At 42.4% G+C, this 13,534-nt stretch carries 8 protein-coding genes and 1 pseudogene; 6 read left to right on the top strand and 3 right to left on the bottom strand.

Annotation, left to right across the window (positions count from 1 at the left end; all coding sequences use genetic code 11):
* The first annotated feature begins 216 nt into the window (after positions 1-216).
* The gene (locus AC3RV5_RS07945; RefSeq protein ID WP_489731396.1) at positions 217-1,623 is read left to right on the top strand and encodes a hypothetical protein; all 1,407 of its coding nucleotides are present in this window, start codon (positions 217-219) and stop codon (positions 1,621-1,623) included.
* A 251-nt stretch (positions 1,624-1,874) separates the two neighbouring features.
* Positions 1,875-2,249, top strand: a pseudogene (locus AC3RV5_RS07940) (transposase); the annotation flags it as partial.
* 373 nt (positions 2,250-2,622) lie between these two features.
* Here the strand turns inward: AC3RV5_RS07940 and AC3RV5_RS07935 are convergent.
* A complete protein-coding gene (locus tag AC3RV5_RS07935) occupies positions 2,623-5,439 on the bottom strand; it encodes a TonB-dependent receptor domain-containing protein (RefSeq protein ID WP_489731395.1) in 2,817 nt (938 codons plus the stop codon).
* A 533-nt stretch (positions 5,440-5,972) separates the two neighbouring features.
* Between AC3RV5_RS07935 and AC3RV5_RS07930 the strand changes: the two genes are divergently transcribed.
* The 4 genes from AC3RV5_RS07930 (at position 5,973) to AC3RV5_RS07915 (ending at position 11,390) form a co-directional block, all read left to right on the top strand.
* A complete protein-coding gene (locus AC3RV5_RS07930; RefSeq protein ID WP_489731394.1) occupies positions 5,973-7,124 on the top strand; it encodes an acyl-CoA dehydrogenase family protein in 1,152 nt (383 codons plus the stop codon).
* A 26-nt stretch (positions 7,125-7,150) separates the two neighbouring features.
* On the top strand, positions 7,151-8,350 hold the full coding sequence (locus tag AC3RV5_RS07925) for an acyl-CoA dehydrogenase family protein (protein ID WP_489731393.1): 1,200 nt from the start codon (positions 7,151-7,153) through the stop codon (positions 8,348-8,350).
* Between the two features lie 20 nt (positions 8,351-8,370).
* Positions 8,371-9,492 carry an acyl-CoA dehydrogenase family protein gene (locus tag AC3RV5_RS07920; protein ID WP_489731392.1) on the top strand — a complete coding sequence of 374 codons (1,122 nt, stop codon included), beginning with the start codon at positions 8,371-8,373 and terminating at the stop codon, positions 9,490-9,492.
* A 275-nt stretch (positions 9,493-9,767) separates the two neighbouring features.
* Entirely contained in the window at positions 9,768-11,390 is a 1,623-nt protein-coding gene (locus AC3RV5_RS07915) for a response regulator (RefSeq protein ID WP_489731391.1), read from the top strand.
* Between the two features lie 4 nt (positions 11,391-11,394).
* Here the strand turns inward: AC3RV5_RS07915 and kynU are convergent, their stop codons facing one another.
* A complete protein-coding gene (gene kynU, locus AC3RV5_RS07910) occupies positions 11,395-12,630 on the bottom strand; it encodes a kynureninase (RefSeq protein ID WP_489731390.1) in 1,236 nt (411 codons plus the stop codon).
* Positions 12,627-13,505 (bottom strand): alpha/beta fold hydrolase, encoded by an 879-nt coding sequence (locus tag AC3RV5_RS07905; RefSeq protein WP_489731389.1) that lies wholly within the window; start codon positions 13,503-13,505, stop codon positions 12,627-12,629. Before AC3RV5_RS07905 ends, kynU begins: the two co-directional genes overlap by 4 nt.
* Positions 13,506-13,534 lie beyond the last annotated feature (29 nt).

Raw genomic sequence — 13,534 nt, 5'->3', positions numbered from 1 at the left:
GGATACAACGCAATGAATGACGGCTAAATTTGATAAAAACTGAGCAAACAACTATAAATAGAATTAAATTCCGACAGGCGGTACCGCATGATATCATTTATTCAATACCGATAAGCCTCACGATTTAACGCCATACTAAATAAAGCCACAAATGAATAAAATTAAATTTCCCTATCAAGCGCCAGAGTCAGCTTCAACAATAACTGACAATGAAAAATGAATAACGACTCTGGTTGGTTGTCCCCACTATGCCTAGTCGTTATTTTTTTTGCGGCGCTAATAACAGAATGGACCGGTTACCAGCCACCCGCCCTATTGGCCGTACTCGTGTTGGTGTTATTTACTTTCGTCGAATGGAAATATTTAGATTTAACAACAAAAATCATAGCAACCATTGCTATTGGCTTGACGCTAGCATTGTTATTGTTGTCACAGATATCATTTTATCAGTTAAGCATGTTATGTGGCAGTGTGGCTTTTTTTGCATTTTTTTTAATTGCCCTGGGCCTGTTAAAAGAAGCGGCCTTAACCTCGAATTCAGTTAACCTAACTGGTCGTGCGCTGTTACAACAACAACCTATCAGGCGTTATGCACTGCTCACCTTTGCCAGTCACTTATTGGGGATATTAATGAGTGTCGGAGCAATTAATTTATTAGGTACCATGATCCACAGAAGTTTGCATGACAATAGAGACACCGTCGACGCTCGCATCAACAGCGCAAGGCAGCGTCGTATGATGCTAGCGGTAATGCGAGGATTTTGCAGCGTGCCACTGTGGGCTCCTACATCAGTCACCATTACTCTTTTAGTAACGACCATTGATGAGCTACAGTGGATAGATATTATTCCCTACGGTTTATACCTAACCCTTGCACTACTGTTATTTGGAATTTGGCTAGATCATGTTCAGGCGCCCAAAAACCTTAGCCATCTTGTGCCAACCATTTCCAACAATTTATCAGATTTGAAGGTGAGTTACCCCATTGTTATTGTCGTCATCACGTTCGCAGTAGTATCTGGTTTACTGATATTTACCACCCCTCTACGCCCAATCGCTGCCGTGTTAGTGAGTGCGCCGATTGTGAGCACAGCCTGGATATTTACCCAGTACCATCGCGAACATAAGAAGTTAAGTGCAATGCGATTAACACTAAAACGTTTTAGCACAGACATATTTTTTAGATTGCCGTTGCAACGTTCAGAAATAGTTTTTTTTGCAGGCTCGGTTCTGATTGGACGCTTATTGTTAACGGTGCTTAATCTTGACTGGTTTGCTCAACAAATAGCACATTTGAATATATCTGCTGCGCTGATATTAATTTCGTCTTCATGGATAATTTTTTTAGCAGCGCTTTTATTTATCAATCCGATGATTTCAGTAACGTTGATAGCCGGGGCCTTATCTCAATTACCTGGTGTCGAAAATATGCCTGTTACCATTGCGCTAGTGATGATGATAACGTGGGCTGTGGTTATAGGGAGCTCCCCTACTACCACCTCGGTTCGTATTGGCGCTAAGATCACCGGAATTTCTCCCATGCAAATGGGGATCAAGTGGAATGGCTTATATAGCGCGTTAGTATTATTGGCATTAGATCTTTTTATTATTGTCATGGTGTAATTTAAAATAGATATGACAGGCAAGAACGAGCGAAAAGGAGAGATTGGGGGTGCTCAATTTTTGACTGAGCGATCACTTTAAAACAGATATTAACGCCTCAATTTGCTGGCTGAGTTTGATAGCGACATTTATGCGTATCTTTACATAAATGGTTACAGGAAATGCATAAATGGTGGCAGAAAACGAAGTGATCTGAACCAATAGTTTTGGATACCTCTTTAAGTGAGTAAGCTAAATCACAGAGGTGAAACATGACAACTAAAACCAAACGTAAAACCTATTCAGAAGAATTCAAAGAAGAAGCGTTGAAGCTGGCGAGTAAAGTCGGCTTTGCTCAAGCAGCAAGAGAATTAAGTGTGGCAGAATCTCAGCTTTATTATTGGCGAACTGCTGCTCTTAAAAAAAGCGTCCACATCTGATGGAGAAAGCACTTTAGCCACCGAGAATGCGCGTTTAAAGCGCCAACTTGCGGTACAAGCAGAGGAGCTAGATATCTTAAAAAAAGCCGCCACCGACTTCGCGAAAAATCAAAAATAGCACGATTTGAATTTATGCAAAGCTACCGAAATACATTCAGTGTTATCAAAATGGCTAAGGTACTTTGTGTATCGCCAAGTGGATTTTATGCATGGATGAAGTCGTATGAACAACCTTGTAAACGCAATCAGCAGCAACAAAAGCTAGATGCTCAGGTCATGCGGTAATCGGTGACAGCAAAGAACGGGATGGTGCCAGGCGTATCCAAGTCGAGCTTGCGGAGCAAGGGTATAAACAGTTGACGATAGTCTCTGTAATAAAACGTGACGTTTTGCTCATCCTCACGTTGCAAGCGTGATTCCAATTGGCACATGAACGTCAGTCAGATTTGTCTAACGGGCATAAAAAAATCCGATGGTTAGCGTCATCGGATTTTGATCTTATGCATCAATAAAGTAAGCTGTAATGTCTCAACTGATTTGCATCAGAGCATTACTTCACTTTTTTATTACATGTTAATGTTTATTCAGCAAATTGATGAACAACGCTTAGTTTAAATGTACGACCGAAAGGGCTGTGTGTAAAAGGGTCATAGTTTAAATCTAGACGAGCAAAAGGTGGTTCTTCATCAGTTAAATTACCGACTGTGAAGTTAACCTTGGTTTGGTCTTCATTAAAGCGATAGTTATAACTTAAATCAAACTGGATCTGGCTATCGATGGTTTGGCCTTTGTTGTTATCGGTAAATAACGTATCTCGCTCATCTTTGTAATCACTTACATAATAAGTAGATAAACTTACATTGTGTTTATCGAAATCGAAGCTATTGACCATCGTGGCTTTAAATTTTGGTATTGGACGATTAGAATTCGTCTCATTTAGGTAACCAGCCGCGTCAAACGTATCCGACAAACTATCGCCAGTCACTTCATATTCAGAGGTATACGTTCCATTCACGTTTAGGGTCCAGTAGTCTGTAACATTTAAGCGCAATTGAACATCAACACCACTTGTTTTAACATCAGCGCCATTGATTATGTTAGTTTCAATACGTTCCACTGTTTTAGGGTCGCCCGGTGTTGTCCATTGAACTTGGTCAATATAATCTTGGTTACCTGCAACGGCTGCCGATAATACCGCATTATAATTTTCAACAATAATGGGATCACTTAAATCAAATGACCAAAAATCAATTGTTGTAAATAGTCGGTCATCCCAAAACTCACCAATAATCCCAAAGTTTAACGCAACAGCAGATTCAGGCGCCAGCGCACTATTACCTTGAGTATCGACGGCTTTAAAAGCGCCAGCAGCCCCCACATAAGAGAGACTTGTATTACTGCCTTCTAGTTGATTTAATGTAGGTCCTCTAAATGTAGTACTCGCAGAGCCTCGTAATGAAAAGTTCTCATTGATGGTATATTGTGCTGATATCTTTGGATCTATCGTATCACCTACGTCTCCTCCGTAATTCTCATACCGTAATGCAACTTTCATTTTTAAATCGTCTGATACGGGTAAACCTACTTCCCCAAATACAGCATAAATACCTTGAGATGAATCTTGGTTAAACTCACCACTGCGAAAATGATAAACACCGGTAGGGTTTGCACAATCTGTTTCACCAGGCACTGGACATGGGTTTATCGCTAAATTTGCAATATCATTAACTTCATTTGAAAAAGTTTCATAGCGATACTGGGCACCTACTGCAAGCTCAACAAAGCCACCGTCTAATTCAATATCTACGTCACCGGAAAGTAAGCCATCAAGCACAAATAATTCGGTTGCTTTTTGTGAACGTCTTACCTTTCCCGCAACGAAATCTAACACCTCTTGGCTGTTTGCTAGTTCAGCTTTGTAGTTTGGGTTAGTCACGCCATTAGAAGCAGATGTTTCAATTCCGTTAGAAAACGGGTTAAAAAATAAACAGCCATTTCCACCTGGGACACCAGCATCTCTATCACAATTATCGCCACCATAACCTAACAGGGCATTCTTCAATGGCACTATTTGTGTATCTGGGTTAGTTACAAAATCAAGTTTTGAATTTGAATAAGCGAAGCCAGTTTCCCAGAAATAACCATTATCAAATGCACCTTCTAGATCCGCCGCAACACGGTAAGTTTTATAGTTTCGACTACCTTCACTGGAAGGTCCCTCAACACCCACGGTGCGACCAATATAAGCCACACGATCTAACGTTGGATGAGGCGCACTAGCAAATTCAGGATTACTAGCCAATAAATCTTGCCATGCTGGGTGATAAGTCGGTACATAGCGATCTGAAAAATCAACTAATTTTTGTGGTGGGTAGGATGGTGAACCATAAGTGGTGGGTACGTCAGTTTCTGAATATAAAACTTCAACATGTAAATCAACATCATTTTTAAATACATGACTTAATTCACTAAACACTTTTAGATGGGTATCACCATCATTTAACGCTGAGAATGGCGTATATTGGAGCCTACATAAACCCGCTATAGTTCCCCCTAATAATTCACAGCCAGGATCCATGAAATATTTAGGTTGTGAATTATCACCCAACCAAGCTGCATTAAAAATCGACGGTGGATTACCTATTGATGACCAACCACCTTGTGGGTTAGTCGCATAATCCTGTACCGCCCAATCTTTGTCTGCCGTGCTTATTGTACTGGTTTTATCATAGCTAACAGAGGTTACCCAGTGACTATCATTATTTCCTAGCCCCCAAATGAAACCTAAACCGTAATCGCCATCACTATCTTGTAAACTTTTAAAATCAGCTTTTACTTCTAAGCCTTCAAAGTTACTTCGTGTTGAAAAGTTAACCACACCAGCTACTGCATCAGAACCATATATGGCCGCGGCACCTTCCTTCAACAGGTCGATTCGATTAACCGCCATAGAAGGGATGTCTTGGGTGTTAACATAAAACATTTGTTGGTCTAAAATAGGGTAAGGAGAAAATGTTTGTCTTTTACCATTAATTAACACTAAGGTGCGACCCGCTCCTAGCCCTCTCAAGTTGATATTGGATGTTCCTTCGGTTCCATTAGAGCCATATTGATTTGACGTACCTTGGATACCAGAACTGATTGACAATTTCTGCGTCATTTCTACAATAGATGGAGAACCAATTTTTTCTAAGTCTGTTCTGCTAATAGTTTGCACAGGCGCTGCGGTTTCCATTGCCGAGCCTTTTAAATGAGAACCAATAATTCGGATTTTCTCAATTGCTTTCTCTCCGGTACCCTGAACCTCTTGGGCAAATAAAGCACTGCTTCCCATTAACCCAAGTACCGCGCTAATGGCGATGGTAATGGCGTTTCGTTTTAATTCTGTATTTTTCATGTGTTTCCTCTTTTATTATGATTATAATATTTTCAATTAATGGTTATTTAATAACCCCCCTATTAGCCCTAAAATCCCGACCGTTAAACTAAGGGATGTGCCTATTTTTTTTACTGCCATTTGATGCGCTCCCCCAAGAAAAATCGGCATGAAATTGCCTACCCCATAGGTAACAAAGGCATGTAAGCCACAATTAATCGGCATGTGTTTAAGTGACGCTCCAGTGCGCAGACACTTTTCCCTTACATTGAAATTACAAATTAAAAACACAATTAACAAATTAGTACATCATGAGATCAATTCAGGCGACCATAATACTGCATAGCGGAACATGCAAGTCTTTTTTGATTGGTCAGTTCCATGTTTTTGTTAAGAGCTTACCTTACCTAACATAATGCAAAGCAAACATGAGAGAACAACCTCCAATCAACCCACCAGAGGATCTAGTGGCATTAATTACAATTACAGCTTGATGTTTTACCGGGCATGTGTTCCACTGTGCGGAACGGTGCTCGCCAAAATAGGAGTGGAAAATGATTCGCGATCAAGAAATGTTGAATCAATTTTTGGACAGTATTTCAAAATTCGTTAGAGAGCGTTTAGTCCCTGCGGAAAATGAAGTGGCGGAAAAGGATGCCATTCCAGATGATATTGTTCAAGAGATGAAAGATATGGGCTTGTTTGGTATGACGATCCCAGAAGAGTATGGTGGCCTAGGTCTGACTATGGAAGAAGAAGCGCTTGTGGCTATAGAGTTAGGTAGAACATCACCTGCTTTTCGCTCCCTAATTGGCACTAACAATGGTATCGGCTCTGCCGCTATTGTATTTGACGGTACTGAAAAACAAAAACAAACCTACTTACCTAAATATGCCTCAGGTGAGCTTATCGGTTCTTTTTGTTTAACAGAGCCAGACGTTGGCTCTGACGCCGCTGCAGTAAAAACAACCGCAGTAAAAAAAGGCGATGAATATATTGTCAATGGCACCAAGCGCTTTATTACTAATGCACCCAGAGCAGGCACATTTACCGTGATGGCGCGAACAGACCCCTCGATCAAAGGCGCTAAAGGGATATCTGCTTTTATAGTAGACGCTGCTACTCCCGGTATTACTCTTGGACCTAAAGATAAAAAAATGGGTCAGCAAGGTTCTCATACCTGTGATGTGATTTTTGAGAATTGTCATGTCCCTGCCCAAAACATTATTGGTGGGGTTGAAGGTAAAGGCTTTATAACGTCAATGAAAGTGTTAGATAGAGGCCGCCTGCATATTTCAGCGTTAAGTGTGGGTATTGCCGAACGCTTAATTGACGATGCTTTAAGGTACGCAATAAACAGAACCCAATTTGGTAAACCCATTGCCCAACACCAAATGATCCAAGTCATGTTAGCGGATAGCAAAGCCGAAGCTTACGCTGCTAAATGTATGGTGCTTGATGCTGCAAGACAAAAAGATTTAGGCAAAATAATAAGTACAGAAGCCTCTTGTTGTAAATTATTTGCAACAGAGATGGTAGGGCGAGTAGCTGACAAAGCGGTACAAATCCATGGTGGTGCTGGCTACATTTCAGAATACGCAGTAGAAAGACTTTATCGTGACGTCAGATTATTTAGATTATACGAAGGCACGACACAAATTCAACAAATGATAATTGCCAGAAATATGATCAGAGACATTCAATAATTTAAGTACAACGAAGGATTTGTAAAATGAATTTAAATTTCACCGCCCAAGAAAAAGACTTTCAACAAGAAGTGCGTCAATTTTTGCAACAAAAATTGCCAAAAGATATCGCTAAAAAGACCAAAAAGGCCTTACATCTATCAAAAGAAGAATATATCCAGTGGCAACAAATACTTCATACACAAGGTTGGGCCGCTACCAATTGGCCTGTCGAACATGGAGGAACGGGTTGGACACCCACACAAAAATATATTTTTGCCAATGAGTGTGCCAAGGCCGGTGGGCCCGATGTGATCCCTTTTGGTTTAAAAATGGTTGCACCTGTTATTTATACTTTTGGTAATGAAGAGCAAAAACAACGTTTTTTGCCTGATATATTGGCCAGTAATGTGTGGTGGTGTCAGGGTTATTCAGAACCTGGAGCAGGTTCTGACCTGGCAGCCGTTAGGACAACTGCTGTAAAAGACGGGAATGACTATGTCGTTAACGGCACCAAAACATGGACAACGTTAGGGCAATATGCTGACTGGATATTTTGTTTAGTTAGAACAGGCGAGCCTAGCGCTAAAAACCAAGAGGCGATCAGTTTCCTATTAATTAATATGCACGATCCTAGAATTACCGTATCACCGATTATTACCATTGATGGTCGACATGAGGTGAATGAAGTGCATTTTGATGATGTTCGTGTTCCAGCAGAAAATCTTATCGGTGCCGAGGGCCAAGGCTGGACATACGCCAAAGTACTATTAACTCATGAGCGTACCGGTATCGCTCGTGTGGCTATATCTAAAGATCGCCTAGTACAATTAAAAGCATTGGCCCAGACATCCGATGACGGCGCGAACAAGTTGATTGACGACGTTATTTTTGCGCAAAAAGTCGCGAACGTAGAAATTGATTTACTGGCCTTAGAATATACTGAATTACGCACGCTCTCTGCTATCAGCACAGGTCAAGCTCCAGGGCCAGAATCTTCGATCTTAAAAATTGTGGGTACACAGGTTATTCAAGCGATCGATGAGTTGTATGTCGAAGCTGCTGCTTACTACTCAATGCCATTTGTTCCTGAACAGTTCCATGATGACTTTGACGGGCAGCACATTGGCCCTGATATGGCAGCTAACAGTGCATTACGTTACTTTAATAACCGAAAAGCATCTATTTATGGTGGCAGTAACGAAATTCAAACTAACATCATCAGCAAAGCCGTTTTAGGCCTTTAAATTAGCATTAGGAGTTTATTATGGACTTTTCGTTAAGTAGCGAACAAAAAATGATCCAAGATAGTGTCTCGAGGTTTATCCTCAACGATTACGATTTTGAAACACGCCGAAAAATATTGGGTTCAAAGGTTGGTTATAGTCAAGAAAATTGGAATCTATTTGCTGAACTCGGCTGGTTAATGCTGCCATTTAGCGAAGAAGATGGCGGCTTAGGGGGTTCTATGGCCGACCTTATGCTGGTCATGGAAGAGTTTGGCAAAGGCATGGTGGTTGAACCTTTTATTGCAACTGCCGTTATGGCGGGTGGTTTAATTGCCCTAGCAGGCAATCAAGGGCAAAAAGACGATTACTTACCCAAGATCATGGCGGGTGAATTACAAATGGCGTTTGCTTATGCAGAGCCTCAAAGTCGTTATCATTTAAATAACGTAACGTGTAGCGCTAGCAAAACAAATGGTGAATTTGTTATTACCGGTCAAAAATCAGTTGTATTAAATGGTAATCATGCAGATACATTAATTGTTGCGGCGCGTACGTCTGGTGATACCAATGACCACAATGGTATCAGCTTATTCCTGGTTGATGCTAATCACCCAAGTCTTAAACGTGAAGGTTATGCGAATGTTGACGGTCACCAAGCGGCCGACATTTGGTTTGATAATACCCCTACCCTTGGATTGTTAGGCGAGCAAGATAAAGCCTTGCCTGCCATTAATAATATTATCGACAAAGCCACCTTGGCGATTTGCGCCGAAGCGGTTGGTGCCATGCAAATTGCCCATGAGCGTACGTTAGAATACGCAAAAACACGTAAACAGTTTGCTCGTACTATTGGCTCTTTCCAGGCACTTCAACACCGAATGGTTAATATGTTTATAGAGCATCAACAAGCTAAATCTATACTGTTAATGGCCGTATTAAAAATGGATAGCAATAATGGCAATGATGCAAAAGCCTTATCAGCGGCAAAAAGTCGTATCGGTAAAGCGGCTAACTTGGTGGGACGTGAAGCAATACAAATTCACGGTGCTATAGGTATGACCGATGAACTTGATGTAGGTCATATATTCAAACGTTTGACCACCATTCAGTTTTTGTTTGGTAGCACTGATGTGCATACAAAACGCTTTGCGTCTTTGTAACAAACTAATTGAATATTAATAAATGTCTTAAATTGATTATGTACCATTTAAGACGTTTATACTCCTGATCTCCCACCAGCTTCAGTCGCTTTTAAGCTAAGTTGTGCATATTGCCCAAAGTATATTGGGTTGGTTTATAGAGCAATATTTAGTGGCTATTTTTCGCGCCGCTATACGCCTGGTAGCTCTGCGTTATTTAGTTTCGTGGAATTAGTCCTTATTATTTTTGTAAATGGTACGATAACCTTAAGTAGTAAATTACTTAACTTGTATCAATGAATCCCCTAATAGCTAAAGAAACCAAAGTCCTAATTGTTGATGATCAAGTATTAGCCAAAGGGTATATGAAGTACTCCCTTGAAGAGCTCGGCTTTAGTGACATTACCTATGTGGACAAAATAAATCTGGCCCTGAATAAAATTCGCCGCCAGCGTTATGATCTCATCATATGTTCATATAACTTAAAACATGAGCAGGATGGCTATTATTTTTACGAAGAAATACGTAACAATGGTGAGTTGCCATCGGGAACAGCCTTTGTTTTTATCAGCTCAGATACCACTTCAGATCTAGTGCAAAGTATTGTTGAACTGCAACCCGACGACTTTCTGGCCAAACCTTTTACAGTCAAAGAACTGGATCGGCGGCTAACCCGCGTACTTACCCGTAAGAGAGCCTTACAAAAGGTCTACTTATACATTGAGAAAAAACACTTTCCCCAAGCCTTGTCAGAAGTAGAGTTATTCCTCAGTGAGCCGAAAAACTCGGAGTTTTTCCCTCTGGCCCTTAAGATCAAGGGTGATGTTTTGCAAGCCTGTGGGCAATTCAAACAAGCCAAGGATTTTTATAGTGCCATATTAAACGTGCAAACTTTCACCTGGGCCCAGCTTGGTCTGGTCAATACCTATTTAAGATTAGATGAAGACGAAGCCGCCGAAAAACTGGTTTTGCGCCTGGCCTTTAAACCCGATTCACAATTAGCCGCCTACGACCTGCTCAGCGCATTGCAAATTAAACATAAGGACTTTGACACCGCCCTTGAATGTGTCTTGATGGCTACAGAGATATCGCCGCGCAACATTCGTCGTCATAAAACGGTCATGGATCTATCCCGTATCACTCACGATTATGCCACCCAATTCGAGGCGGCAAAAAAAATTGTCAAGTTCGCCAAAAACTCCATTCACGATAAACCAGAAAATTACCTGAATGTTGCCAGAGCGGGTATCGACTACGCCATGACCGCAGACGAAGCCGAAACCCAAAAACTGGTCAAACAGGCTAATGAATATGTGAAACAGTTCCGCCTGGCCTTTCCTAAATCAGAACTGCATGAACAAATAAAAGTGATAAACGCACGGTTGCTGTACTTAGCGGATGAAAAAGATAATGCCAAAGCGTTACTTGAACAACTTGAAGAAGAACACTGGACAAATGAAAGTATCGATGCCTTGTTGGACAAGGCCAAAGCATTCCACGAATTAGGCCTGCATTCACGCAGCCAAAGCATCTTAAATGAAATTGAACAACGTTTTACCAATGATCAAGAGCATGGTGAAGTCTTTCGCCAATATATTGTGCAAGAAAAACATGAAAAAAATACCATCAAACTAAGTTCGAAAGAATTAAACAACGCTGCCGTAGACTCCTACAAACAGGGGGATATGGAAAATGCCTTTCAGGTGTTCAGTCATGCGTTTACGCTTATGCCTAAAAACCCGTCCATTGCCCTAAACCTGTTACAAGCATTTGCCGTCAGAACTCAAGAAATCGGCCACAGTGACACATCAACCAACGCCATAAAACGCTGTATTTGCACCGTCGAAAATAGCAGTTTAAACGAAGAGCAGGAAGCTCGTTATCACAAAGTAAGGGGCATGCTGGACACGTCTGTTTAACGACTTAGGTTACTTTCAGTTTCAGCCCAAACCGCTGCTGGCGATATATCTCACTTTCCACGACCTGATGTAATATCTCAATGGTATGCCCGATATCTGTATATCGAAGGTACAAGGGTGCAAAACCGAAACGCAACACATTTGGGGCCCGAAAATCGGCAATCACGCCCTGCTCTATCAATGCCTGACAAATGGCATGCGCATCAGGGTGGGTATAAGCCAGCTGACTCCCCCTGAATTGTGGATCCCTAGGCGATATCAAAATCAGTTCAGACAACGAAGGTTGCTGTTCCAGCAAACAGATAAACAATTCACTTAAGGCAATTGATTTATGTCTCACCAGGTGCATATCTATCCCTTCGAACACCTCCAAAGCAGCGTGTAAGCAACTCATGGATAAGATTGCTGGTGTACCGGATAAATACTGGGCCACACCTTCGGCTGGCTGATAACCAGTGGCAAACGTAAAAGGCGCTTTATGCCCCATCCAGCCTGTTAACGGCTGAGTTACGTTGGGCTGATGACGCAGGGCTACATACAAAAAAGCCGGGGCACCCGGCCCACCATTCAAATATTTATACCCACAACCTACGGCAAAATCTACTGCCCAGTCATCCAAGGCAATAGGCAGGGCTCCCGCGCTATGCGCCAGATCCCAAATAACCACTATGCCCTGTGCATGAGCCAAGCGAGTGATTCTTTGCATATCCAGCAGCTTGCCAGTGCGAAAGTCCACTTGGGTCAACATTAGCACCGCGACTTCATCGCTCAGGGCACTTTCGATTTGCTGTTCGTCTACCAGTTGCAATTCCAAGCGCTGTTCCCCCAGTAAGGCCCCTAAACCTTCGACCATATAAAGGTCGGTAGGAAAGTTATTACGTTGGGAAAGTACAACTTTGCGTCCTGGCTGCAATTGCACTGCACTGCATAGAACTTTGAACAGATTGATGGAGGTAGAGTCGCAGCTGATCACTTGCCCCGGGCCTGCCCCTATTAAAGGCGCTATTTGCTCACCAATCTTAACGGGTAAATCAATCCACTGGTGGGTGTTCCAACTCTTGATGAGGTCTTCCCCCCATTGGGCCTTAACGACTGACTGCACCCGCAATGCGGCAGCTTTGGGTAATGCACCTAAGGAATTTCCGTCTAAATAAATAACGTCCTGGGGTAACAAAAATGCGTCTCTTTTACTTGCTAAAGGATCATCGCGGTCTAACTCGAGTTGTTGGGCATATTTCACTGGTTTAATAGGTCCTGAAGTTGTAACAGAAAAACTTGATACGCATAAGTTTGCGGATGGATCCAATCGAAGTGGCCGGCTCCCGGTACGATAAGGTGTTCAAGCTTGCTATTGGTAGCCTGGCTAGCAGGCACTATATTATCACTATCACCTTGCAGCAAAACGCTATGCCCATGCAACACCTGGTTAATTGGTGAAGCTCGCTGATAAACATCGGGATTAGCCGAGTAGTCTGTGCCCATAAACTGAGTTACAGCAGCCTGACAACTATTATTACCCTGAGAATAAACACCGATATCGCTGATGGCAGCCAGGCCAATCACCCCCTTGATCGACTGGCTGCTCACAAAGGTGTGTTTGTCTGCCGCACCAGCCAGCAAAGCCAAGTGGCCACCAGCAGAATGTCCGGTAATCACTACCCGTGTCAGGTCAATGGGGTAATCCTTGAACGACTGGGCAAAGCTTATCCCCTTGAGCACATCATTTAAACTGCCAGGCCAGCCCCCCCCTATATCGCCGCTACGTCTATACTCGATTGACCACACAGCATAACCTGCTTGGGAAAGCGCTGAACTAAAGGCATTACTATGCTTGATATCATAGGCATTTAGCCAGCAACCGCCGTGTACAAAAATAATCAGAGGGGCGGGTTCGCTGGCGTTGCCATGCTCGGGCAACCATAACAACCCGTATTGTAACGGCTCCACTCCATAAGCCAGCTTCACCTCGGCCGGTTCATACGTTAAGCCAGTCACACTGGCGTAGCTAACATTAGTCAGTCCCTCGGCCTTGACCTGTTGGCCAGCTGATTTCCCCGACCTTTGCGCACAAGCTCCTAGCAAAAAACACAGTAACACCAGGCCAAAAAAACGCATGTTAATCCCCTAACACTGTCAACCAGGCC

It is taken from the genome of Paraglaciecola sp. IT1134 (assembly GCF_058068185.1).
The sequence above is the reverse complement of the archived record's forward strand: the minus strand, read 5'-3'. Positions and strand labels throughout refer to the sequence as shown.

Bases quoted from the DNA above. Each gene is read 5' to 3' on its own strand.
- AC3RV5_RS07945 (WP_489731396.1), top strand. From the start codon at position 217: ATGAATAACGACTCTGGTTGGTTGTCCCCACTATGCCTAGTCGTTATT.
- AC3RV5_RS07935 (WP_489731395.1), bottom strand. From the start codon at position 5,439: ATGAAAAATACAGAATTAAAACGAAACGCCATTACCATCGCCATTAGC.
- AC3RV5_RS07930 (WP_489731394.1), top strand. From the start codon at position 5,973: ATGATTCGCGATCAAGAAATGTTGAATCAATTTTTGGACAGTATTTCA.
- AC3RV5_RS07925 (WP_489731393.1), top strand. From the start codon at position 7,151: ATGAATTTAAATTTCACCGCCCAAGAAAAAGACTTTCAACAAGAAGTG.
- AC3RV5_RS07920 (WP_489731392.1), top strand. From the start codon at position 8,371: ATGGACTTTTCGTTAAGTAGCGAACAAAAAATGATCCAAGATAGTGTC.
- AC3RV5_RS07915 (WP_489731391.1), top strand. From the start codon at position 9,768: ATGAATCCCCTAATAGCTAAAGAAACCAAAGTCCTAATTGTTGATGAT.
- AC3RV5_RS07905 (WP_489731389.1), bottom strand. From the start codon at position 13,505: ATGCGTTTTTTTGGCCTGGTGTTACTGTGTTTTTTGCTAGGAGCTTGT.